18 protein-coding genes and 1 pseudogene are annotated in these 23,846 nt (G+C 64.1%); 9 read left to right on the forward strand and 10 right to left on the reverse strand.

Annotated features, from left to right (window positions below):
* Window positions 1-179 precede the first annotated feature (179 nt).
* Together AWB65_RS21990 and AWB65_RS21995 are read left to right on the forward strand one after the other, a co-directional pair.
* The gene (locus AWB65_RS21990) at window positions 180-971 is read left to right on the forward strand and encodes a hypothetical protein (protein WP_087669148.1); all 792 of its coding nucleotides are present in this window, start codon (window positions 180-182) and stop codon (window positions 969-971) included.
* A 207-nt stretch (window positions 972-1,178) separates the two neighbouring features.
* Window positions 1,179-3,290 (forward strand): PhoX family protein, encoded by a 2,112-nt coding sequence (locus tag AWB65_RS21995; RefSeq protein ID WP_087669149.1) that lies wholly within the window; start codon window positions 1,179-1,181, stop codon window positions 3,288-3,290.
* 186 nt (window positions 3,291-3,476) lie between these two features.
* Here AWB65_RS21995 and AWB65_RS22000 read toward each other — a convergent pair whose 3' ends face one another.
* The 3 genes from AWB65_RS22000 to AWB65_RS22010 are packed head-to-tail and all read right to left on the reverse strand — an operon-like array spanning window position 3,477 to window position 9,606.
* Window positions 3,477-5,111, reverse strand: a complete 1,635-nt coding sequence (locus AWB65_RS22000) for an efflux transporter outer membrane subunit (protein WP_087669167.1) — start codon at window positions 5,109-5,111, stop codon at window positions 3,477-3,479.
* A gap of 1 nt (window position 5,112) precedes the next feature.
* Entirely contained in the window at window positions 5,113-8,319 is a 3,207-nt protein-coding gene (locus AWB65_RS22005) for an efflux RND transporter permease subunit (RefSeq protein WP_087669150.1), read from the reverse strand.
* 15 nt (window positions 8,320-8,334) lie between these two features.
* Window positions 8,335-9,606, reverse strand: a complete 1,272-nt coding sequence (locus AWB65_RS22010) for an efflux RND transporter periplasmic adaptor subunit (protein WP_087669151.1) — start codon at window positions 9,604-9,606, stop codon at window positions 8,335-8,337.
* Between the two features lie 27 nt (window positions 9,607-9,633).
* Between AWB65_RS22010 and AWB65_RS36400 the strand changes: the two genes are divergently transcribed.
* Together AWB65_RS36400 and AWB65_RS22015 are read left to right on the forward strand one after the other, a co-directional pair.
* Window positions 9,634-9,810, forward strand: a complete 177-nt coding sequence (locus AWB65_RS36400; protein ID WP_159907738.1) for a hypothetical protein — start codon at window positions 9,634-9,636, stop codon at window positions 9,808-9,810.
* Window positions 9,811-10,046: 236 nt separating this feature from the next.
* A complete protein-coding gene (locus AWB65_RS22015; protein WP_087669152.1) occupies window positions 10,047-10,682 on the forward strand; it encodes a TetR family transcriptional regulator in 636 nt (211 codons plus the stop codon).
* A 3-nt stretch (window positions 10,683-10,685) separates the two neighbouring features.
* On the opposite strand, the gene AWB65_RS22020 is transcribed toward AWB65_RS22015, so the two are convergent.
* The 7 genes from AWB65_RS22020 to AWB65_RS22050 all read right to left on the reverse strand — a co-directional run bounded on the left by AWB65_RS22020 (window position 10,686) and on the right by AWB65_RS22050 (window position 17,334).
* A complete protein-coding gene (locus tag AWB65_RS22020) occupies window positions 10,686-11,303 on the reverse strand; it encodes a cysteine hydrolase family protein (RefSeq protein ID WP_087669153.1) in 618 nt (205 codons plus the stop codon).
* A 72-nt stretch (window positions 11,304-11,375) separates the two neighbouring features.
* Window positions 11,376-12,191 (reverse strand): SRPBCC family protein, encoded by an 816-nt coding sequence (locus tag AWB65_RS22025; RefSeq protein WP_087669154.1) that lies wholly within the window; start codon window positions 12,189-12,191, stop codon window positions 11,376-11,378.
* An 82-nt stretch (window positions 12,192-12,273) separates the two neighbouring features.
* A complete protein-coding gene (locus tag AWB65_RS22030; protein ID WP_087669155.1) occupies window positions 12,274-12,642 on the reverse strand; it encodes a DUF427 domain-containing protein in 369 nt (122 codons plus the stop codon).
* Between the two features lie 204 nt (window positions 12,643-12,846).
* Window positions 12,847-13,329 (reverse strand): hypothetical protein, encoded by a 483-nt coding sequence (locus AWB65_RS22035; RefSeq protein WP_087669156.1) that lies wholly within the window; start codon window positions 13,327-13,329, stop codon window positions 12,847-12,849.
* A 127-nt stretch (window positions 13,330-13,456) separates the two neighbouring features.
* Window positions 13,457-14,977 carry a DegQ family serine endoprotease gene (locus AWB65_RS22040; protein WP_087669157.1) on the reverse strand — a complete coding sequence of 507 codons (1,521 nt, stop codon included), beginning with the start codon at window positions 14,975-14,977 and terminating at the stop codon, window positions 13,457-13,459.
* A 393-nt stretch (window positions 14,978-15,370) separates the two neighbouring features.
* Entirely contained in the window at window positions 15,371-16,672 is a 1,302-nt protein-coding gene (locus AWB65_RS22045) for an ATP-binding protein (RefSeq protein ID WP_087669158.1), read from the reverse strand.
* Complete coding sequence (locus tag AWB65_RS22050) at window positions 16,672-17,334, reverse strand: response regulator (RefSeq protein WP_087669159.1); 663 nt, start codon at window positions 17,332-17,334, stop codon at window positions 16,672-16,674. The genes AWB65_RS22045 and AWB65_RS22050 overlap by 1 nt, the downstream gene beginning before the upstream one ends.
* A gap of 301 nt (window positions 17,335-17,635) precedes the next feature.
* On the opposite strand from AWB65_RS22050, the gene AWB65_RS22055 reads away from it, so the two are divergent.
* The 5 genes and pseudogenes from AWB65_RS22055 to AWB65_RS22070 all read left to right on the forward strand — a co-directional run bounded on the left by AWB65_RS22055 (window position 17,636) and on the right by AWB65_RS22070 (window position 23,628).
* Entirely contained in the window at window positions 17,636-19,198 is a 1,563-nt protein-coding gene (locus AWB65_RS22055; protein ID WP_087669160.1) for a Tle4 family T6SS lipase effector, read from the forward strand.
* A 176-nt stretch (window positions 19,199-19,374) separates the two neighbouring features.
* Window positions 19,375-19,701: pseudogene (locus AWB65_RS37870) on the forward strand (Tli4 family immunity protein); the annotation flags it as partial.
* Window positions 19,702-19,732: 31 nt separating this feature from the next.
* Window positions 19,733-20,269: a T6SS immunity protein Tli4 family protein gene (locus AWB65_RS22060; RefSeq protein ID WP_087669161.1), complete on the forward strand. Its 537-nt coding sequence runs from the start codon at window positions 19,733-19,735 to the stop codon at window positions 20,267-20,269.
* Between the two features lie 236 nt (window positions 20,270-20,505).
* Window positions 20,506-22,095 carry a D-alanyl-D-alanine carboxypeptidase/D-alanyl-D-alanine endopeptidase gene (gene dacB, locus AWB65_RS22065; protein WP_125474170.1) on the forward strand — a complete coding sequence of 530 codons (1,590 nt, stop codon included), beginning with the start codon at window positions 20,506-20,508 and terminating at the stop codon, window positions 22,093-22,095.
* A 381-nt stretch (window positions 22,096-22,476) separates the two neighbouring features.
* A complete protein-coding gene (locus AWB65_RS22070) occupies window positions 22,477-23,628 on the forward strand; it encodes an SGNH/GDSL hydrolase family protein (RefSeq protein WP_235007717.1) in 1,152 nt (383 codons plus the stop codon).
* The last annotated feature ends 218 nt before the right edge of the window (window positions 23,629-23,846 follow it).

Genomic DNA, 23,846 nt, shown 5'->3' on the forward strand with positions numbered 1-23,846 from the left:
CGCTGCGGCGAAAGCCGCAGCGCTTTTTTTGCGTGTAAATCGCGCGCGTGAGGCAGGCGTTCGGCTTTTCGTGCTTATCCGATTGGACGTGACGTCATATTGTGTGGTGAAAACGGAGGGGTGCGCGGGTTGGCCTTTAGCATGGCGCGGCTCGAAGACAACCCACGCGAGACACCTCCATGAAACACCTCCTGCTCGTCGCAACGGCCCTCTTCGCCGCCCACGCCAGCGCAGCTCAATGCGATGCCGAACTCGCCAAGCAGTTGAGCAACCCGATCGCCGCGTTGATCCAGGTGCCGTTCCAGTTCAACTACGACACCAACATCGGCCCTTCTCGCGACGGCGACAAGTTTTACGCGAACTTCCAGCCCGTCGTCCCGACGCAGCTCAACGCCGACTGGAACGTCATTTCGCGGACCATCGTGCCGATCGTCTCGCAAAACGACATCGCGCCGGACTCCGGCTCGCAGACGGGCGTCGGCGATATTTTGCAGAGCGTCTTTTTCTCGCCGACCAGGCCGACAGCGACCGGGTTGATCTGGGGCGTCGGTCCGGCCTTCCTGCTGCCGAGCGGCACCGACCCGCTCCTGTCGCAGCGCAAATGGGGCGCCGGCCCGACTGCGGTCGCCCTGATCCAGGCGAACGGCTGGACCTACGGCATGCTCGCTAATCACATCTGGTCGTTCGCGGGTGAAGGCAGCCGGTCGGGCATCAGTTCGACGTTCCTGCAGCCGTTCGTCAGCTACACGACCAAGGATCTGTGGACCTTCGGCCTCAACACCGAATCGACCTATGACTGGAAGCATGGTCAATGGTCCACGCCGGTCAATGCCTTCGCCTCCAGGCTCGTGAAGTTCGGCAAGCAGCCGGTGAGTATCGGCGGAGGGTTGCGCTACTGGGCGGCAAGTCCGGACAGCGGGCCGCATGGCTGGGGCGGCCGCGTCATTCTCACGTTCTTGCTGCCAAAGTGAGTCGAATCTGTCAGGGCATCGTGAAAAGGCGCCCGCCCCTATCGTTTTTAGTCGCGCTTCCAGTCAGGGAATGTGTTCGAAACGCTAGCCAACGATGACTTTTGTGCCAGCTTTCACCGTCGTAATCCGACGGGAAGGCACGTTGTAATAAAACTTCCATACAAGTTCCTTACATTGTCGGTCTTCCACCCCTCGGAAAAACCCACAATGAGCAAGAACCGCTACGCCCACAATCCCGAGACCTACACCGAACCCGACGACGACAACCCCAGCGCAAACTTGCACTTCACCGACATCCTGCAAGCGCGCCTGACACGCCGGCAGACGGTGCTGGGCGGTTTGTCGGCGACGGCTGCGGCGCTGTTCGGCGCGCTTCCGCTCACCGCATGCGGCGGCAATTCCGACGACGACAACAGCAACGGCACGCCGACGACACCGCCCGTCACCAAGGCGACGCTCAATTTCGCTGCCGTGGGCCATAGTCTCGACGACATCGTGAAAGTCCCGGCAGGCTATAGCGTCGGCGTGCTGTACGCGCTCGGCGATCCGCAGCAGTTCGGCGACGCGAGCTGGTCGGGCAACGGTTCCGAGACGGCCGAATCCTACGATCGCCGCGCGGGCGATCATCACGACGGCATGCACTTCTTCGGCCTGGCCGACGACGGCACGTACGCCGCATCGCGTTCCGATCGCGGCGTGCTGTGCCTGAATCACGAGAACATCACCCAGGCGTACCTGCACGCAGCCGGCCCGACGACCGCGGCGGGCGCGCGCCCCGCCGCCGAAGTCGACAAGGAAGTGAACTGCCACGGCGTCACCGTGCTCGAACTGAAGCGCTCGACGGGCAACGCGCTGCAATACGTGCGCGGCTCCGCGCTCAACCGGCGGCTGACGGCGGCGAGCCGGTTCGCGATCGAAGGCCCGGCGGCCGGCTCGGCGCGCATGAAGACGCTCTACTCGACCGATGGCACTGCCACGCGCGGCACGGTCAACAACTGCGCGAACGGCTACACGCCGTGGGGCACGTATCTCACCTGCGAGGAAAACTGGGCCGGCTACTTCAAGCGCGCCACGACCGACGCCGCCCGCGCCGACACCGCGAGCCTCGACCGCTACGGCGTGAAGGCCGGCCAGTCGGGCAACTACGGCTGGAGCACGCCGACGGGCGACCTGTACCGCCGCTGGGACACCTCGACGACACCCGCCGCCGATGCCTCCGCCGACTATCGCAACGTCGCGAACACGTTCGGCTGGGTGGTCGAGATCGATCCGTTCAATCCGGCCTCGACGCCCGTCAAGCGCACCGCGCTCGGCCGCTTCGGACACGAAGGTTGCCAGCCCGCGAATCCGGTCGAAGGCCAGCCGCTCGTCTTCTACATGGGCGACGACAGCCGCAACGAATACATCTACAAGTTCGTGTCGAAGGCGCCGTATTCCGCCGCCGACAAGGGGCTAGCCGCCGGTGCGAAGTATCTGAACGAAGGCACGCTCTACGTCGCGAAATTCAACGCCGACGGCACCGGCAACTGGATCGCGCTGGCCAAGTCGAACGCGGCGCTCGCGGCCTTTGCGAGCGATGCCGACATCCTCATCGACACGCGGCTCGCGGCCGATCTCGTCGGGGCGACGAAGATGGACCGGCCGGAGTGGACCGCCGTACATCCGGCAAACGGCGAGGTCTACGTGACGCTGACGAACGGCACGGCTGCCGTACGTCCGCAAGGCGCGACCGATGCCGCGAATCCGCGCCCGGGCAATGTGAACGGCCACATCGTGCGCTGGCGCGAGGCGAATTCACGCGCCGACGCGACGCAATTCCAGTGGGACGTGTATCTGTTCGGCTCGCCTTCAGCGCAAGAGCCGGGATACAACCTGTCGGCGCTCACGGACAACAACGACTTTTCGAGCCCCGACGGCCTGTGGTTCGACTCGCGCGGCGTTTTGTGGATCGAAACCGACGATGGCGCGTACACGTCGACGACAAACTGCATGCTGCTCGCGGCGACGCCGGGTCAAGTCGGCGACGGCGGCGCGGTCACGGCTGGCGGCGGCACGCAGACGTTCAAGGGCGCGAATCCGGGCGAGCAGAACCTGAGGCGCTTTTTGGTGGGGCCGAAGGAATGCGAGCTGACCGGCATTGCGATGACGCCGGACAACAAGACGCTGATGGTGAACATTCAGCATCCGGGCGAAGGCGGGACGGCGTCGAAGCTGACGAGCCACTGGCCGGAGAGCCAGACGAACGGCGCGAGCACGGCGCGTCCGAGATCGGCGACGATTTTTATCACGAAGGATGATGGCGGGGTGATCGGAGTTTGAGCGGCAGGTTAGTTGTTAGGGAAGTTGCCGGGCGAACTTGCCAGGCGAAATCGGCACGCGAAGTTGCCAAGCGAACTTGCTAGGCGAACTTGCTAAGCGAGCTTGCTAGGCGAACTCGCGCCCGATAGTCGAAAAAAAAACGCAGCCTCTTCCGAGACTGCGTTTTTTTATTCAGGCGCCGGTACTTCAACCCGGCGCGTTGCTCTTCGCCACCGCGTCCGCTTGCGGCGCAGGCGGCGCAGACGGCGTCCAATGCCTTGTCGGTGTCAGCGTCGAAACCGATGCGCCGGAAGCCGCGGCCGGCGCCACTGGCGCGGTGGAAGTCGAGCCGTAGTCAACCGGCGCATCCGCCGGACGCGGCTGATCGCCCGCGTGCTCGATCCACCCGCCTCCGAGGAACTGATACAAATCGACCAGGTTGTTCAGCCGCTGCAACCGCGCGTTGATCAACAACTGCTGCGCGGAATACAAATCCGTCTGCGCGGTCAGCACCGCCAGATAACTGTCGACGCCATTGCGATACCGCAAATCCGACAGTTCCAGCCGCCGGCTCTGTGAGGCGACGAAGCGCTCCAGCGCGACGATCTGATCGTCGAACGTGCCGCGCGCCGCCAGCCCGTCCGCCACTTCGCGAAACGCGTTCTGGATCGCCTTCTCGTAGTTGGCGATCTCGATGCGCTTTTGCACCTGCGCCAGATCGAGGTTGGCAACGTTCGCACCGCCCTCGAAGATCGGCAGCGAGATCTGCGGCGCGAACGACCACGCCGCCGACCCCGGCTTGAACAGCCCGCCCAATGTCGGCGACAGCGTGCCGAAACTGCCCGTCAGCGAGACACGCGGGAAGAACGCCGCGCGCGCCGCGCCGATGTTCGCGTTAGCCGCGAGCAGCGACTGCTCGGCGGCGGCGATGTCCGGCCGGCGCGTGAGCAGGTCGGATGGCAGGCCCGCCGGGATGTCGGACAAGAGGTTCTGGCTCTCGAGCGGAACGCCCGGCGGCAGATCGTCCGGCAGCGGCTCGCCGACGAGCAGCACCAGCGCATTCACCGACTGCGCCCGCAGACGCATCTCCGTTTGCAGGTTCGCGCGCGCCTGTTCGACCACGCCCTGCGCCTGCCGCACGTCGAGCTCGGAACCCACACCGTTGTCGTACTGGAGCTTCGTGATGCGATACGACTCGTCGGCCGTCTTGAGCGTGTTGCGCGTGACGGTGAGCAGGTCGTCGAAGGCGAGCACTTGCAGGTACTGGTCCGCCACCGACGACACCAGCGAAATCTCCGCCGCCTTGCGCGTCTCGGCAAGCGACAGATACTGCGCGAGCGCCTGATCCTTCAGGCTGCGGATACGCCCGAAGAAATCGATCTCCCACGACGCGTTGACCCCGACCGAATATGTGTTCGAGATCGTCTGGTCGAAGAACGACAGGTTCTTCGGCGTGCGCGACTTGCTTTGGCTCGCGACGGCGTCGACCGTCGGGAAGAGGCCCGCGCGCGTGATCTGGTACTGCGCGCGCGCCGCTTCCATGTTCAGCACCGAGACGCGCAGGTCGCGGTTGTTCTTCAGCGCGATCTCGACGATGCGCTGCAGCCGCGCATCGGCGAAGAAATCGCGCCAGCCGATGTCGGGCGCGGCGAGCGAATTCGCCGAGCGCCCGTTGCTCGCCGTCGACGACGCATCCGGCTGGTTGGCGTAGATGCCGCCTTCCGGGAACGTCGACGTGACGGGCTCCGCCGGCCGCTCGTACTTCGGCTGCAACGTGCAACCGGCCACGAGCACCACGAGCGCCGCGCCGACAGCTGTCGCCATCAATGATTGTCTAAGCATCTCAGTGTCCTTCCTTGGCCGCGCCGCCGCCCAGACCGCCGTTGCCGTCAGTGCCGCCGCCATGCGGGCCTTCGATGTTGCCGGACGTGCCCGGCGTCGGCGTGTCCGTGCCTTTGCTGAACTTGCTGATCACGACAAAGAACATCGGGATCAGGAAAATCGCCAGGAAGGTCGCCGTGAGCATCCCGCCGATCACGCCGGTGCCGATCGCGTGCTGGCTCGCCGAGCCCGCACCGTTACTGATCGCGAGCGGCAGCACGCCGAGAATGAACGCCAGCGACGTCATCAGAATCGGTCGCAGCCGCAGTCGCGACGCCTCGATCGCAGCCTCGATCGTCGACATGCCCTGCATGCGCAGTTCGCGGGCGAATTCCACGATCAGAATCGCGTTTTTGGCCGACAAGCCCACCGTGGTCAACAAGCCGACCTGAAAGAACACGTCGTTTTCCAGACCGCGCAAGGTGGCCGCGAGCAGCGCGCCGAGCACGCCGAGCGGCACGACCATGATGACCGAGAACGGAATCGACCAGCTTTCGTACAGCGCCGCGAGACACAGGAACACGACGAGAATCGAGATGCCGTAGAGAATCGGCGCCTGCGAACCCGACTGGCGTTCCTGATACGACAGCCCCGTCCACTCGTAGCCGATGCCCGCCGGCAGCTTCGCCGCGATCGCTTCGATCGCCGTCATCGCCTGTCCCGTGGACTTGCCCGCCGCCGCCGCACCCTGGATTTCGACCGCTGAAATACCGTTGTAGCGCTCGAGCTTCGGCGACCCGTAGATCCACGTGCCCGATGCGAACGCGGAGAACGGCACCATCCCGCCCGCCGAATTGCGCACGTACCATTTGTCGAGGTCTTCCGGGTTCATGCGGAACTTGGCTTCACCCTGCAGGTAGACCTTCTTGATCCGGTTATCGACGTCGAGGAAGTTGTTCACGAATTGCGACGCCCATGCGATCGAGAACGTCTGGTCGACGTCCGCCGTCGCCACACCGAGCACGTTCGCCTTTTCGCGGTCGATGTTGACCTTGAACTGCGGCGTGTCGCTCAAACCGTTCGGGCGCACCTGCGCGAGCATCGGGTCCTTCGCCGCCATGCCGAGCAGCATGTTGCGCGCTTCCATCAGCTTCGCGTGGCCGAGACCCGCGCGGTCCTGCAGCTCGAAGTCGAAGCCCGACGCCGTGCCGAGTTCAGGAATCGACGGCGGGTTGACCGGGAACACCATCGCGTCCTTGTAGCCCGCGAAATGCCCGAACATCCGGCCGACGAGCGCCTGCACCTTGTCCTTCGATGCCTGCCGCTGCGCGTAGTCCTTCATCCGCACGAACACGAGACCCGAGTTCTGGCCACGGCCCGCGAAGCTGAAGCCGTTCACCGTGAACACAGATTCGACGATCGCTTTCTCGTCGTTCAGCAGGTAGTTCTGCACGTCGAGCAGCACCTTGGCCGTGCGCTCCTGCGTGGAGCCGACCGGCGCCTGCACGAGCACGAACATCGTGCCCTGGTCCTCGTCAGGCAAGAACGACTTCGGCAGCCGGATGAAGAGCATGCCCACCGCGACGATCACCACCAGATAGATGATGAGCCAGCGACCCGAGCGCCGAATCACGTGCTGCACGCCGCCGTGGTACTTCTGCTGGCTCTTCGCGAACGTGCGGTTGAACCAGCCGAAGAAGCCCTTCTTCTCTTCGTGATGCCCTTGCGGAATCGGCTTGAGGATGGTCGCGCAAAGCGCCGGCGTCAGAATCAACGCGACGAGCACCGACAGGATCATCGCCGCGACGATCGTGAGCGAGAACTGCCGGTAGATCGCGCCGACCGAGCCGCCCGAGAACGCCACCGGCACGAACACCGCCGAAAGCACGAGCGCCACACCGATCAGCGCGCCGGTAATCTGCTCCATCGCCTTGCGGGTGGCGTCTCGAGGCGACAAGCCCTCCTCCGCCATCACCCGCTCGACGTTTTCCACCACCACGATCGCGTCGTCCACCAGCAAGCCGATCGCGAGCACGAGCCCGAACATCGAGAGCGTGTTGATCGAGAACCCGACGATCGACATGATCGCGAACGTGCCGAGCAGCACCACCGGCACCGCGATCGTCGGGATCAGCGTGGCGCGCAGGTTCTGCAGGAACAGGTACATCACCAGGAACACGAGCACGATCCCTTCGATCAGCGTCTTGACCACTTCCTCGATCGAGAGCTTCACGAACGGCGTCGTGTCGTACGGGTACTTCACGACGAGCCCGTGCGGGAAATACCGCGACAGATCGTCGATCTTCGCCCGCACCAGTCTCGCCGTCTGCAGCGCGTTCGCGCCCGTGGCGAGCTGAATACCGAAGCCGGCCGTCGGCGCGCCGTTGTACTTGGTGTCGAAGTTGTAGTTCTCGCCGCCGAGCTCGATGCGCGAGACGTCCTTCAGGCGGACCTGCGAGCCGTCCGGATTCACCTTCAGCAGGATGTTGCCGAACTGTTCGGGCGTCTGCAAAAGGGTGGCTTCCGTGATGGTCGCCTGCAGCATCTGCCCCGGCACCGATGGCGTGCCGCCCAGACTCCCGCCCGCCACCTGCACGTTCTGGTTGGTGATTGCCGTTTTCACGTCGACCGGCGTCAGGCCGTAGTTGGTGAGCTTGACGGCGTCGAGCCAGACGCGCATCGCGTACTGCGAGCCGAAGAGCGTGACCGTGCCCACGCCGTCGATCCGGGAAAGCGGGTCCTGCACCTTCGACGCCACGTAGTTCGCGAGGTCGTACTTGTTCATGCTGCCGTCTTCGGAGACGAACGCCAGCACGAGCAGGAAGCTGCTGCTCGACTTCGTCACCTTCGTGCCCAACTGCTGCACGGCTTGCGGCAGAAGCGGCGTCGCGAGTTGCAGCTTGTTCTGCACCTGCACCTGCGCGATGTCCGGATTCGTGCCCGCCGCGAACGTGAGCGTGATGGTCGCCGTGCCGGAGTCGTCACTCGTCGAGGACAGGTACAGCAAGTGGTCGAGGCCGCTCATCTGCTGCTCGATCACCTGCGTCACCGTGTTTTCGACGGTCGTGGCCGACGCGCCCGGATACGTCGCGCTGATCTGGATGGCGGGCGGCGCGATGGTCGGGTACTGCGCGACCGGCAGGTTGAAGATCGACGCGATCCCCGCCAGCATCAGGATGATCGCAATCACCCAGGCGAAGATCGGACGATCGATAAAAAACTTTGCCATGAAACAGGCTCCCTGTTATTTCGCGCCGGAGGCGGCGGGTGCGCTCGCCGCGGCCTGCGCACCGCTCGCGGCGGCGGGTGCGGCCGATGCGCCAGATGCAGCGGGTGCAGCCGATGCTGCCGACGCGTCCGAAGCCGCACCCGGCTGCGCGGGCAATTGGGCTGCGACCGGCTTGACCGTCATGCCGGGCTTCGCTTTCTCGACGCCGTTCACGATCACGCGATCGCCCGGATTGAGGCCGCTGTCTACTACCCAGTTGGCGCCGTACGTGCCGGAGGTGACGAGCGAGCGCAATTCGACCTTGTCGTCCTTGCCGACCACGAGCGCCACCGCCTGGCCCTTCTGGTCGTGCGTGATGCCGATCTGCGGCACGACCAGCGCGCGGTCGTTCACGCCTTCCTCGATGCGCGCGCGCACGAACATGCCCGGCAGGAGCACGCGCTCCTTGTTCGGGAAAATCGCGCGCACGGTGACGGAACCCGTGCTCTGATCGACGCTCACGTCGGAGAACTGGAGCTTGCCGGGCTCGGAGTACGTGCGGCCGTCTTCGAGCACGAGCGTGACCTTCGCCGCGTGGATGCCCTGCGTCTGCAGGCGCCCTTCCTGAATCTGGCGGCGCAGCTTCAACCCATCGACGCTCGATTGCGTCAAATCGACGTACACCGGGTCGAGCTGCTGCACGGTGGTGAGCAGCGTCGCCGCGCTCGCCTGCACGTACGCGCCCGGCGTCACTTGCGAGAGCCCGGTGCGGCCGGAAATCGGCGAGACGACGTCGGTGTAGCCGAGGTTGATCTGCGCGGTATCGACGGCGGCCTTGCCCGACGCGACATCCGCAACGGCCTGGCCCTGCGAAGCGACGGCGTTGTCGTAGTCCTGCTTGCTGACCGCGTTCGCCGCGACGAGCACCTTGTAGCGCTGGGTGAGCGCGTTTTGCGTGGCGACGTTCGCCTGCGCCTTCGCAAGCGAGGCCTTCGCGCTGTTCAAGGTCGCGATGTAGGGCGCCGGATCGATCTTGTAAAGGCGCTGGCCGGCCTTCACATCGGAGCCTTCGGTGAATTCGCGGCGCAGCACGATGCCGTCGACCCGCGCGCGCACCTGTGCATTCAGGAAGGCGCTCGTGCGGCCCGGCAGTTCGGCCACGACGGGCACGGTGGTCGGCTGGACGGTGACGACGCCGACTTCGGGCGTTTGCGGCGGAGGAGCCGATTGTTTTTGTCCGCAGGCTGCAAGGATGATGGCAGCCGTCGCGGCACTGATTAAGCGGAATGGAACCCGTTCGACGCGCATGGAAGCGACCTCTGTCTAAGACTGAGTTTGAAATATAAGTGCGCGGCCGCCTTCTACGGGCAGGCCGCGCACGAGCGTCTCGACGACGCTGACCGATCGCCGGCGGCGCAGATGAAGCCGGTCGCCGACTCGTCATTCGATATCCGCGCGGGCGCTCTAGAGGCGTCGATGGCCGGAGGGACGGCCTTGGTACGGGCGGGCTGACTGAAATCTGTGTCGGATATTAACCGGTCGATGCTGCTTGGGCTATCGATCGACGGGTGGTATTGTATATACATTCACGAATGAATGTAAAAGTGACAGAATTATTTCGGTATGGCATGTGCGAGCGGATTCCGCTCCGTGGCATCGATTACTGTCGACAAATATTTGACGCCGCCGTCTGAATGGCGTTAACGAAGCAAGAGCAGAGAAGGAGCAAGCGGCTACGGCCGAAGCATATGGTCAGACGAACCAAGGAAGAGGCGCTGGAAACGCGCAACCGCATTCTCGATGCGGCCGAGCGCGTGTTTTTCGACAAAGGCGTGTCGCGCACGTCGCTCGCGGACATCGCGCAGGAAGCGGGCGTCACGCGCGGCGCGATCTACTGGCATTTCGCGAACAAGGGCGATCTGTTCACAGCGATGTTCGACCGCAGCCTCATGCCGCTCGACGAACTGATCGCGGCGACGCTGGACACGAAGGAACCCGATCCGCTCGGCCGGATGCGCGATATCTTCATCTGGTGCATGCGCAATATCGCGCTCGATGAGCAGCGCCGGCGCGTCTTCGACATTCTTTTTCTGAAGTGCGAGTTCGTCGAGGAAATGGGGCCGGTGCGCGAGCGGCATCAGAACAATATGCGCGAAGGGATCGAACGGATCGAGCGCGGGCTGCGCAACGCGATCGATCAGGGGCAGTTGCCCGTCGATCTCGATACGCGGCAGGCCACGACGCTGCTCCACGCGTTGTTCACGGGAATCCTGCACGACGCGCTCATGTTCCCCGAAGGCGTCGATCTCGATCGCGACGCCGAGCGTCTCATCGACGCGTGTTTCGACTCGCTGCGCTATAGCCCCGCGCTGCGCTCGTCATAGGGCTCAGCGGCCTGAACGCGCTTTCTGATTCGAGTCGTAGATCGTCCCGCGCTCGGGCGGATTGCCGGTTTCGAGCGCGGCGATCCACTCGTCGGTCGTGAGCACGGCCGCGAAGCGCGACTGCATCACTACACTGAACACGCGATGAATCTCCTCCGCACTCGCCTTCCCCGCACGGTTTTCATATGGCACGGCGCCGGTCGCGTCGGCGAGAAATTCCACCGATAACCCCGCGTGCACCGCCTGCTTCACCGTCGAATCGTCGCAATTGTGGGTCATGTAGCCGGCGATCACGATCGTTTCGACGTCGCGTTCGGTGAGCCAGTTGGCGAGATCGGTGCCGGTGAAGGCGCTCGGCAGCACTTTTTCGATCAGATGATCGCGCGGCCGGCTCGCGACGATTTCGTGCAGCGCGCCGCCATGCGACCCGCGCGCGAAAAGCGGCGAGGCAGCCGGCGCCATTTGCTGGACGACGACGACCGGCACGCCGCGCTGGCGGGCGGCATCGATCGCCCGGCCGATATTGGCCAGCGACACGTTGACGTCCGGATACTCGATCGGCAGGTTGCCGGTGACGTATTCATTCTGTACATCGATCACGATGAGCGCGCGGCGGGGCATGACCGGGTTCCTTTTGAGCGGTGGCGGAAGAACCCATTCTCGCAGGACAGCGCCGAAAGCGCCCAAGCGCCGTCAGTGCAACCCGACGCGCTGCGCAAAAAACGCGAACAGCGCGACGCACACGAGCATCGCCGCCCACGCCCAGCCCGGCAGGCCGAGTGGATGCGGATCGTGCGAATGATCGTGGTCGCGCCGCCCGAGCCCGTGCCCCGGCAAGCGGTGATGCAGCACACCGCTTGCGGCATCGGCGGCGGGCGGGCGGACCGGGCGCGGCGCGTTGAAGAACGGCCGGCGCGAAAACGCCGCCGACATCGTGCTCGGCCGCAGGAAAACGTGACGCCGGGAGCCGGCTTCCTGCTGCGCGCGGATCGATGGCAGGCCGTGCTTCGCGCGCACTACTTCACAGAATTCCGAGAAGAACTCGTCGGCGACTTCGCGCAGCGAGTTTTCGATCTGTCGCGACGGCAAGCCCGCGAGTGGTCCTGAAACCGTCGCCCAAACGGTGTATTCGACCCACGTCGATTCAGCGTCCGCGTCGGAATTGAGCGCCACCGCGATCTGCCCGCGCAGCGACCCGACGCCCTCGCCGCGCGCCTTGAAGCTGAGCGTGCGGGCGTAACCGCGGGTATCCGGCTCCGGCTCCGGCTTGTGCGCTTCGCCTTCCTGATGCGCCGCCTGCCGCGTGCGCCCGGCCGTGTGCGCGCGAATCTCGTAGCGCGCGCGCAACGCGCCCAAGGGCACGATCATCGTGAGCGCGTATTCGCCGCCCGGCAGTCGCGCGAACGATTCGCAATTGTCGAGGCTCGCACGCAACAGCGCGAGGTCGCCGAGTGCTTCCCTGACGTGCGTCAGGTCGAGCGGAACACGCAACGTATCGGTGACTTCCATCTGAGCCTCCCGGGCAAAGACTGCACTCGTTACTCGTTCTGTGTTTTTTGCGGCGATGTTGCGCGCTGATGAAGTAATCGGCTCAGGAAGTCACGTCGATCCGATCGACGCGCGACGCGTAAAACGCCAGATAACCCTTGATCTGCGCGGCCCCTTCGACGGGCTGTTCATAACTCCAGGCGGCGTTTTCGACCGGGCCGTCTTCGGTGAGCAAGTGGTAATAGGTAGCGTGGCCCTTGATCGGGCATTGCGACGTATGAATCGATCGTTCGAGGCGCGCCATGTTCACGTCGGCGCGCGGGAAATAGTGCACGGGCGGCAAGCCGGTCTCGGCGACCACCAGCGACGCATGCGTGTCCGCAAAGGTCACGCCCTGATGGATCACCCGGCAGCGCCGGCCGTTCAGCGTAATCTCGATGCGATGCGCGGATTGATGCGTGTCGGTGTTCATCGATGCCCTCCCGGTTCGTCTGAGCTGGAAACGCAAAGGCTGCGCGAGGCGGCGTACGCCAAGACTACAGCACAAAAAAAAGCCACGGGAAGCGTTTCCCGTGACTTCATTATGAGACAAATGGCGGCCGCCTTGTGGGTGCTTTCGCGCCTTGGCCCGATCGTTTCTTTCCGACATCCTGGCGCGGCGGGCGTTGCTAAAAAGTCACTGAATATTCCAGTGGAAGGCGCTCTTCGACTTGCCCGGACCCTCGACGCTGACCGCGTGTTTCTGCTCCTGATCCTTGTACTTCGCGAACACGGTGTACTTCCCCGGCGGCAGCTTGACGAGCATGTATGGACCCATCGCCTCGGTGTTGAGCAACTCGGCGTTCTTCCCGTCGACGATGCGCACGTGCACGCCCGACAGATAGTCCGCCGTCGGTCCGGTGAAACGCAGCGAAAGCGGCCAGTGCGACTGTTCGCGCTGCAGCGCCTTCGATTCGTCGAGCCCGACGCCGCCCGACGTATATGACACGCTGCCCTGCTGCTGGACTTGCGGCAAGCCGCCGCCGTTGGTGTTGCCGGCGCTGCTCATGTCGGTGGTATCGGTGCTCGATGCCTGCGCCCAGGCGCCGCCCGCCGCGCCGAGGGCGAGCACGGCCGCCACCGCGGCGGCCGCATGTTTTCCTGTGGTCTTGATCGTCATTGTGGTCCGCTCCTTGTGTCCGCTCGTTCGCGGATACGGTCAACCTGAAACACGCCCGATGCGCCATCACAGCGCGATGGGGCCCCAAGGTTGGCTTTAGCAACCTTCATGCCCGATTAGCCCAGATTTAGCCAAGGTCTACTGGCACGAAAATCTGCGCATCGTCGCGCTGGATCAGGAGCGCGAGGCTGTCGCCGGCGTGCGAGACCATCGCCTTGAGTTGCTGCACGCTCGACACCGGCTGGCCGTTGACCGCGAGGATCACGTCGCCCGCCTGGATGCCCGCGTTCGCCGCCGGACCGCTCGCCTGCTGCACGATCAAACCGCGCGAGAGCGAGCTGTCCTGCTTCTCTTCCGGCGACAGCGGCCGCACCGCGACACCCAGCCGCGCGTCCTGCGCCGACGCGCCGCCGTCCTCGCCCTTCGCATTGGCGCTCGCGGTCTTCGCGTCGTTGAGCGCGCCGATCGTGACCGTCAGGTCCTTCGTGCCGCGGTCACGCCACACCTGCACCTTCGCCTGGCTGCCCGGCGGCAAGCCCGCGACCTGCGACGGCAGCGACGTCGAATCGGTGACCGGCAAGCCGTTGAGCGACATGATCACGTCGCCCGGTTGCAGACCCGCCTTCGCGGCCGGCCCGTTCGTCTCGACCGAACTCACGAGCGCGCCCTGCGGCGTCTTCATGCCGAACGAATTCGCGAGCGTCTGGTTGAGCCCCTGCACCGTCACGCCGAGGCGGCCGCGATCGACGTGACCCGTCTTCACGAGCGCGTCCTTCACCTTGATCGCCTCGTTGATCGGGATCGCGAACGAAAGGCCCTGGAAACCACCCGTCTGCGAGTAGATCATCGAGTTGATACCGATCACTTCGCCTTGAAGGTTGAAGAGCGGCCCGCCCGAGTTGCCCGGGTTGACCGGCACATCGGTCTGGATGAACGGCGTGTAGTTCTCGTTCGGCAGCGAGCGCGACTTGGCGCTGATGATGCCCGAGGTCACCGTGTTGTCGAAGCCGTAGGGCGAGCCGATCGCGACCACCCATTGGCCGACCTTGCTGCCGTTCGGGTCGCCGATCTTGACGGTCGGCAGGTTCTTCGCGTCGATCTTGAGCACCGCGACGTCCGACTGCTTGTCGGCGCCGACAACCTTCGCGCGGTATTCGCGCTTGTCGGTGAGCTTGACGGTGACGACGTTCGCGCCGACGACGACGTGCGCGTTGGTCAGGATATAGCCATCGTTGCTGACGATGAAGCCCGAGCCGAGCCCTTCGCTCGGACGATCCTGTGCGCCGCCGTTGCCATTGCCGCCGCCGCCAAAGCCGGGCATGCCGCCGAAGCGCTTGAAGAACTGATAGAACGGATCGTTCGGATCGATCGGCAGTTGCGACGCGCCGCTATTGCGCGACGACGTCTTGCTGACAACGTGCTTCGCGCTGATGTTCACGACCGCCGGGCCATACGTTTCGACGAGGCCCGAGAAATCGGGGATGCCGGTCTTGGCGGCGGCTTCGGCCGGCATCATCGCGACGGCGGCTTGCGCGGGCGCGATGACCTGCGGCGCCGGAACGTTGTTGTGACCGGCCACATAGCCCGCCGACAACGCAATGGCAACGGCGGCTGCAACGGCGCTGCGGGTGAGGATCTTCGATTTCATCGTGTGCTCCTGATCGTTCTGATCGTTCGATTGCTTGCTGGCTGGGATTCGCGCGGGTTGCGCTACGTTGAATCGAAGATTAAAGGGGCGGTCTTAAAGGAGTCTTAACGCGGCGAAGAGCGATGCGCTTTTCGATAGTGGCGTGCTTGCAACGGCGTTCCAGGAGCGTGCCGATGCGCTCGAAAAACGCAGGGTTCCTACGGGATGGGCGACGTCGGGGATGTGCTGGCGGCGGAGAGTTCGTTGCGGCAAGTCGACGGGTATCGGCGCGAGGCGGAGCCCAGCGCGTCGGCAAGTCGGACGATTACGCCGTGGGTACAGCGCTAACGAGCACAGGCGGCAACATACATTTCGCGCCGGGCGGTGATTTCCCTGAAACCGCGCCTGTCGCGCTTAAAACCTCACCGTAACCAGCAGCCCGCCCGCTGGCGACTCGCCCAGCGCCACCATCGCGCCGTGCTGCAACGCGATGCGCCGCACGATCGCAAGCCCAAGCCCGCTGCCCGCGACATCCGTGCGCGCGCGGCTTGCGCCTTCACCCACGCGATAGAACCGGTCGAACACGCGTTCGCGTTCATCGGCGGCGATGCCGGGGCCGCTATCGGCGATCCGCACGACGGGGCGCCCGTCCTCCACTTTCAACGACACATCGACACGCCCGCCCTCCGGCGTGTACTTCGTCGCGTTGTCGATGAGATTGTTGAGCATCACGCGCAGCGCTTCCGGATCGCCGTCGATCGTCGCGGAATCACTCGTCTCGATGCCGAGATCGACGCCCCGCTGCTGGGCAAGCAGCACGCTCGCGCCGACGCAGTCGTCCAGCAGCGCGTGCAGATCGACGGGTTTCAGCGGCGTCTTGCTGTCCGGCTCCGAGCGGGCGAGCGCAAGCAGTTGCTCGGCCAGCCGCGTCGCGCGCGCGATGCCCGCGTGCAGGTCCGAGAGTGCTTCCTTGCGGGCGTCGTCGTCGTGCGCCCGCGCGACGAGCTGCGCCTGAATCTGCACGGCGGCGAGCGGCGTGCGCAGTTCGTGGGCGGCATCGGCGACGAAGGCTTTTTGTGTATCGAGCGCCGTCGCGAGGCGGTCGAGCAGCGCGTTCAGCGCGTGCACGACCGGCTTCACTTCCTGCGGCAAACGGTTGTCGGGCAAGGGTTCGAGCGCTTCGGGATGACGTGTGTCGAGCGCGCGCGTCACGCGCTGCAGCGGCGCGAGCCCGCGTCCGACGATCACCCACACCGCGAGCCCGAGAAACGGCAGCAGCAACACGAGCGGCCACAGCGTGCGCCACGCGACGCCCGCCGCGAGCCGGTTGCGGATCGACAGCGGCTGCGCGAGTTGCACGACGTTATCGCCGACGATCGCGCTGTACACCCGCCACACGCCGCGCGGTGTTACTTCGGTGGAGAAGCCGAGTTCCGCGTGCGGCGCGAGCGGCACACGCGGATGCGAGTAATACATCAGCGAGCCGTTGCGATTCCAGATCTGGATCACGACGCCTTCGTCGCTCTCGCTGCGCGACGTGAGCACAGACGAAAACGGCTCCGACGGCAGCGCGGCCGCGATCTGCTGCAACTGGTAATCGAAGAGTTCGTTGGCTTCGGCGAGTGCCTGCCGGTAGATCAGCCACCCCGCAAACCCCACGCCGACGATCACGAGCGAGAGCAGCCAGATGAGCAACTGGCGGCGGATCGAATGCATCAGACGTCCTTCGCGACCATGTAGCCCAAGCCACGCACGTTGCGGATCAGGTCGGCGCCGAGTTTCTTGCGCAGCGAATGAATGTAGACCTCGACCGTATTGCTGCCGATTTCCTCGCCCCAGCCGTAGATTTTCTCTTCGAGCTGGCTTTTCGAGAGCACCGAGCCCGGCCGCGCCATCAGCGCTTCGAGTAGCGCGAATTCGCGCGCGGACAACGCGATCGGCAAGCCGTCGAGCGTCACCTGATGGCCCACCGGATCGAGCGTCAGCGCGCCGTGCCGCACGAGCGACTCGCCGCGTCCCGCGTGGCGGCGGATCAGCGCGCGCATGCGGGCGCCGAGTTCGTCGAGATCGAAGGGCTTGACGAGGTAATCGTCCGCGCCGGCGTCGAGGCCTTTCACGCGATCGGCGACGGCATCGCGCGCCGTCACGATCAGCACCGGCAGCGCATTGCCGCGTGCGCGCAGGCTTTTCAGCACGTCGAGGCCGTCGCGCTTCGGCAGACCGAGATCGAGCAGCATCAGGTCGTAAGGCTCACCGCCGACTGCCGTCAACGCGGCCTCGCCGTCCTGCACCCAATCGACGGCGAAGCCATCGCTCTTCAGCGCCTTCCTCACGCCCTCGGCGATCATCCGATCATCTTCGACTAGCAGGATTCGCATTGCGTGCTCGTTTATCAGGAAATTCCGATGCATTTTAGCCGCGACACTTGCCGGGAGGATTAAGCGGGACTTAAGGGCGTTTTCACGCGATACGACAAATGTTGACGGTTTCCCTATGGACGCTGCGGAGACGACTTTCAATAATCGCGCTGAGACAAAAATAGGGCCAACACGATGAATGAGAGAAATTGCACCAAGGCACAGACGCAGCGTATCCGGACACCGCAATCGACACTCGCCCGGCACAGCATCGCGCACATGACGTCCTGCGGATGCAGCATCGACGGACGGGAGCGCTCACATGGCAACCATTGAACGCATCATCCCTGGAGTGGTGGCCGACGACGGCTCGGTGCACTACTCATCCGTCACCTCGCCTCCGGATGACAGCACCGCCGTGTGCTACATGGTCCCCGACCGAATCGTTCCGGTGATCTTCATCCCGGGGGTGATGGGGACGAATTTGAGAACGTCGGCTAAACCGTCAAAGCCGGTCTGGCTCGCCGACAGTTCGCTGAGTGTGGCGGCCAACTGGGGATTGAGGGGAGCGGACAAGCGAAAGCTAGGTCTTGATCCCAAGATCACCGAGGTTTACGACGGCGGCGCCATCCCCCAAGGCACGGCTCAGAAAGACGTCGAATTGAAACGTCGTGGCTGGGGCGAAGTGGCGAACATGAGCTACGGAACGTTCTTGCCCTGGCTTGAGAATGCGCTCAACGATGCAGACGTATGCATGACGGGCTTGCGCAACAGCCTGATGAAGAAAGTTGTAGCGAGCGCGCCTGGCGTGCAGCCGCTGTCGGCCGACGAAGTGGGGCTGTCATACAAGTATCAGTTTCCCGTGCACGCGGTCGGCTACAACTGGCTCCAGTCGAACGCCGATTCGGGTGAACGGCTGGCGGAACGCATCGAGTACTTCATGAGCTACTACCGCAAGAAGGGAAGAAGGTGCGAGAAAGTCATTCTCGTCACCCACTCGATGGGCGGGCTGGTCTCCCGCTACTACTCCGAGGTTCTCGGCGGCAGCAAAAACGTGTTGGGAATCGTGCACGGGGTCATGCCGGCGACGGGTTCGGCCACCGCGTACAAACGAGTCAAGGCCGGCACCGAGATGCCGGCGGGCGTGGTGCTGGGTATCGACGCCGCGGAGGTTACGGCTGTGTTCGCGCAATCGCCGGGCGCGTTGCAGTTGTTGCCGAGTCCGGAGTATGGGATGGGGTGGTTGAAGATCAGGGATGGCAGCCAGAACGTGACGCTACCAAAAGTTGACCCCTACACTGAGATTTACACGATGCGAGGGGCTTGGTGGGCGCTATGCGACGAAAGCCTTATCAATCCCGTGGACTCACGAAAGGCAACAGTTGACAGCGACTGGGCCCGCTACAAGGGCTTGATCCTGGATGACGTGCTGCCTTTCCATAAGTCAATTGGCAAACGCTATCACTCGAACACTTACGCGTTCTACGGCGATGATTCGGTCCACAAGACCTGGGGCGACGTAGTTTGGGAGCGCAAGATCACGAGCGTACTCAAGCGATTCGACTCGTACGCCAAGATCGACGATCTAACGGCGGGGAAGGTTCTTCAAGACTTGGGGCAAGGCGAACAGGATCTGCTTCAGCGAACGGCGAACCAACCCATTGCAACAGGGTTCGTACTCAAGAATGCAGCCGAGAACGGCGATGGAACCGTGCCGATCCGCTCGGGTGCCGCGCCCGCCGGGCACGTCAAGGTGTGTGTTCCTTACCCGGGCGTCGATCACGAGGGCGCATACAAGGCGCTGCCTCAGCAACTGTTTGCGCTGTGGGCGATTACGAAAATTGCGTACAGCATCAGGGAAACGAGCATGGCGTACAAGGAATGAACCCAAAAGCCGCCCTTTCGATACTGTGCCTCGCGCTCTGCCTGAGCGCATGCGACAAACCCAAAGCCTTGACGCCACGAGAGAATAAAACCGTGAACGACATAACCGCCAATCTTGCCCCGCGCTGTGTAGGGCGCTATCTCATCGACATGCCCCAAGATGCTTTGAGTTTCGGAATGACTGAGATACAGGGCGTGCGTCTGGAAACCTTGGCAATGACTCAAGATGCCTATCGGGACGAGATCGCAAAGCGTGAAGCCGAGTTGAAATCAACGAAGAGTGCACTGGGATATCAATATCTTTATCAGCACGGCGAGGCGCGTGGCAGTGGTACGCGTTACTTCATCCGTCTGCGCAGCTATGGCGACCCCAGCGATATGAGCCGAACGATTGAAGCCTACAAATACGATCGTGGCTTTCGCATTAAATTCGAAGTACAAGCGTTCGATTCGGCGCATTCGGTCTTCAAGGACGAACCGGCAATCAGGAACAGAGCTATTAAGAGTGACGTTTCGCCGAAGCTGGGACTAGTTCTTGACTTGCTCGAACATACTCGCGGCCGGCGCCGACGACGACATCCCGACCGAACCCGGTGTCTGCTTTCTCAACGGCTTTCTTCCCGGAAAGGCGACCGATCAGGAAAACGTCTACGCCGGTTTTGTTTTACGCGACAAGCCCGACGTCAGCTTTGTCCTTCAGACAGATTCAAATATCCGAGAACAAACGACGTTGTTACAGCGTGGCACCAGCGTCAATCAGGCGCTCAAACAGCGCGATGGACGAACGATTCGCAAGGGGCATGTCGCGCTCGCGGGAATGCAAGCAGAGGAGTGGCTGGCCGAAGGCATGACAACGGCCGCCATTCGCGGACATCACTTTGGCATGGAAGCCAATTCAAAGACGGGTAGCGCGCAGTCGCCTCTCATCAGCCTGGAGATGGACAACGGCGGAATTCCGCCTGACGACGATCCTGAACATCGTGCCGTCAAAGCATCGTTGACGGAGGGTGAAGCTGTGGGGTTATGGGACGCTATATCGCGAACCTTGCGTACGCGTCCGAATGCTTTCTGACACCCCGTTTCAAGATGAAACGCCAGCACCGCACGGCGGGTAGATAGTGGAACGCCCCGTCTCTCAATGAGCTAGCCGATGCCAGATGGACGGCCCGAGCGATTTCAAACACCGCAACGATTTCGCAAGGAAAGCTTGTCTACAATAGCCGCTTTGCCCGGACGCACCGCACGTCGTCGTGAACTGCGCGTCAGGCGCGCTCATCCTTTCGCATCAATCGCATCGAAGAAGAATTCATGCCGCTCGTCTCGTTTTCCGCTTCATTCCGTTCGATGACCGCGCGTCTGTCGGCGGGCGCGTTGACTGTTGCGCTCGCCACCGGCCTGACGCTCGCCTACACACCGGCCGCCGTCGCGCGTGGCGGCGGTTCCAAAGCCGAATCGCACGGACCGAAGCCGCATAGCGCCTTCAAAGGCAAACGCAGCGAACACATCGCCGTGCCATCGGGGCCGCTCCCGCCCACGGTCATGGCCGCGCTCGCACGCGCCCACGTGCCGATCTCGTCGATGAGCGTGGTCGTGCAGCGCATCGGCGCACCGACGCCGCTCATCGCGATCAACGCGACCGAGCCGATGCTCCCCGCCTCGACGATGAAGCTCGTCACGACCTACGCCGGCCTGTCGCTGCTCGGACCCGACTATCGCTGGAAAACGACGGCCTACGCCGACGGCCAGGTCGACACGCAAGGCGTGCTGCACGGGAATCTCTATATCCAGGGCACCGGCGACCCGAAGCTCGTGCCGGAAGAACTGATCGACCTCGTCGACCAGATCCGCCGCAACGGCATCACCGGCATCGACGGCGGGCTCGTCCTCGACAAGCGCTATTTCGACGCCGCGACGCGCGATCTCCCCGCCTTCGACAACGACGATTCCGCGCCCTACAACGTCGGCCCTGATCCTTTGCTTTACGCGTTCAAGTCGCTGTCGTTCACGCTGACGCCGAATCCCGACGGCCAGGTGTCCATCGACGTGCTTCCTCAGCTCGCGCAACTGCAGATCGACAACGAGTTGCACGTCACGCGCGGCGCGTGCGCGGGATCGCTGCCGGCGGCATCGCCGAGCGTCTCGCAGACCGCAAGCGGCTTCGTGCAGGCGTCGTTCATCGGCGACTATCCGCTGCGCTGCGGCTCGCGCACGATCAACGTCGCCGCGCTCGACCACTCGACGTTCTTCGCCGGCGGCTTCCTCGCGCTCTGGAAGCAGACGGGCGGCACGTTCAGCGGCACGACCCGCGAAGGCGCGACGCCGTCGAGCGCGCGGCTCGTCGGCACGCATCGCAGCCCGGTGCTCTCCGACGTCGTGCGCGACATCAACAAGTTCAGCAACAACGTGATGGCGCGCAACCTGTTTCTCACGATCGGCGCGGCCACCGCCAAGCCGCCCGCAACGCCTGCGAAATCCGCGCAGGCGATCCAGCAGTTCCTGCGCCACAGCGCCCTGCCGATGACCGGCCTCTCGCTCGACAACGGCTCAGGCCTCTCGCGCGACGAAAAGATCAGCGCGCTCTCGCTCGCCGAGATGCTGCAGGCGGCCAACTCGAGCCCGGTCGCGCAGGTGTTCACGGAATCGCTGCCGATCGCGGGCGTCGACGGCACGATGCGCAACCGGCTTACCAACGCCGGCGCGCTCGGTAACGCGCACATCAAGACGGGCACCCTGCGGGACGTGCGGGCGATCGCGGGCTACGTCGGCGCACAGAACGGCGAGAGCTACGTCGTCGTCAGCTTCATCAACGATCCGCGCGCGGAAGCGGCGCGCGGCGCCCACGACGCGCTTCTCGAATGGGTCTACGAAGGCGCGCGCCGAGCGGGCACCGCCGAATAGCACGAGCGTGCACGTCCTGGAATAATCCTTCTACGAAGTAGCGAGCGCCGCCGCGCGCTCGCCGTGTACGCTGTCGGGCACGGCGGCACAGACCGCTTCTTTGGAGGGAGACACCATGCAATTCGCTACCGGATTGCTTCTGCAACATCCAATCGCGCGTTTCAGCGTACCTTCATCTAACGACCGACGACGCACGACCTTCCCGCGCAATGCAGGAACGCCGTATGCGTTATCGCGCGGTCAGCGAAACATCTGATGAAGACGGGAAAGATTCGGTAAGCTGTCGCGACGCTGCATCCGCGGCGCGCGAGAACCGATAAACGCGGCGCACGACGTCGCGGCACTCACTACAAGATTCACCAAAAGATGGAGACGAGGTCGATGAGCAAGTACTACCTGACGCGCGGCAGCCTGCTGCGCCAAGCCCAGTTCGTTACCGCGAGCGCAGCGCTCGCCCTGCTCGCCGCGTGCGGCGGCGGCTCGGACGACAACAACTCGACGCCACCGGGCGGCGTCAAGCTGCAAGTCGTATCGTTCGGCGACAGCCTGTCGGACGTCGGCACGTATTCGCCCGTCGCGGCCAAGAACTTCGGCGGCGGCCGCTTCACGACGAATCCCGGCCAGGTCTGGACGCAGAACATCGCGCAGTACTACGGCGACACGCTGACGCCCGCCGTGACCGGCGGCTTCGGCGTGCCGCTCGCGTCCGCAGGCGGCTTTGGCTATGCGCAGGGCGGCGCGCGGGTCAAGTTGCAGCCGGGTCTTGGCCACGCGGCGGCTAACGTGCCGAACTCCGATTACGCGCAGGCGACGACGATCCCCATCAACGATCAGGTGTCGAACTACATCGTCGCGCACGGCAGCTTCAATGGCGGACAGCTCGTGATCATCGGCGGCGGCGCCAACGACATCCTCTACAACCTCGGAGTGGCGCAGGCCGCAGCCGCCGCAGCAGCGGCCGGGCAGATCACGCCGGCCGCGGCGCTCGCCGCCGCAACGGCCGCGCAGCAGGCCGTCGGGCAGGCGGCGCTCGATCTGGCCGCTGTCGTAGGACGTGTCGTGCAGGCGGGGGCGACGCACGTCGTGGTGTCGAACGTGCCGAACATCGGCGCGACGCCGCAAGGGGTCACGAGTTCGGACAAGGGTGCGGCGCTGACGAAGGCATCGCAGGGCTTCAACCTCGCACTGCAAACCGCGCTGACGCAAACCGGGCTGATCTCGAAGGTAGTCTACGTCGACGCCTATGCAGCCGTCGATAACGTGACCACGAACTATCAGGCGCTCGGCTTCACGGTGTCGAACACCGGCACGGCGTGCAACCTGCAGGCGATGATCGCGGCAGCGACCAAGTCGGGGCAGGCGAATCCGTCGGCGTTCGGTACTTCGCTGTTCTGCTCGCCAGAAACGCTGACCGTCGCGGGCGCGGACCAGACGTACATGTACGCGGATACCGTCCATCCGACGACACACCTTCATGCGCTCTACGCGCAGACCGCCGAGCAGGCGATCGCGAAGTCGGGCCTTGGGAAGTGATTTGCGGTTAGCTGTTCGAGAGCAAAACGCCCGGTCTCGCGACCGGGCGTTTTTGCTTGTGCTGGCGACGCGTAGTTCCATACGTGGTCGGCGCGGCGGTTCAGGAACCTGCTGTTCGCTTGCCGGTCGAGCGTTGGCGCGGTTGGCGCGGTTGGCGCGGTTGGCGCGGTTGGCGCGGTTGGCGCGGTTGGCGCGGTTGGCGCGGTTGGCGCGGTTGG

Origin of the sequence: Caballeronia humi (genome assembly GCF_001544475.1) — a bacterium.
In the GTDB taxonomy this organism is placed as follows: Bacteria; Pseudomonadota; Gammaproteobacteria; order Burkholderiales; family Burkholderiaceae; genus Caballeronia; species Caballeronia humi.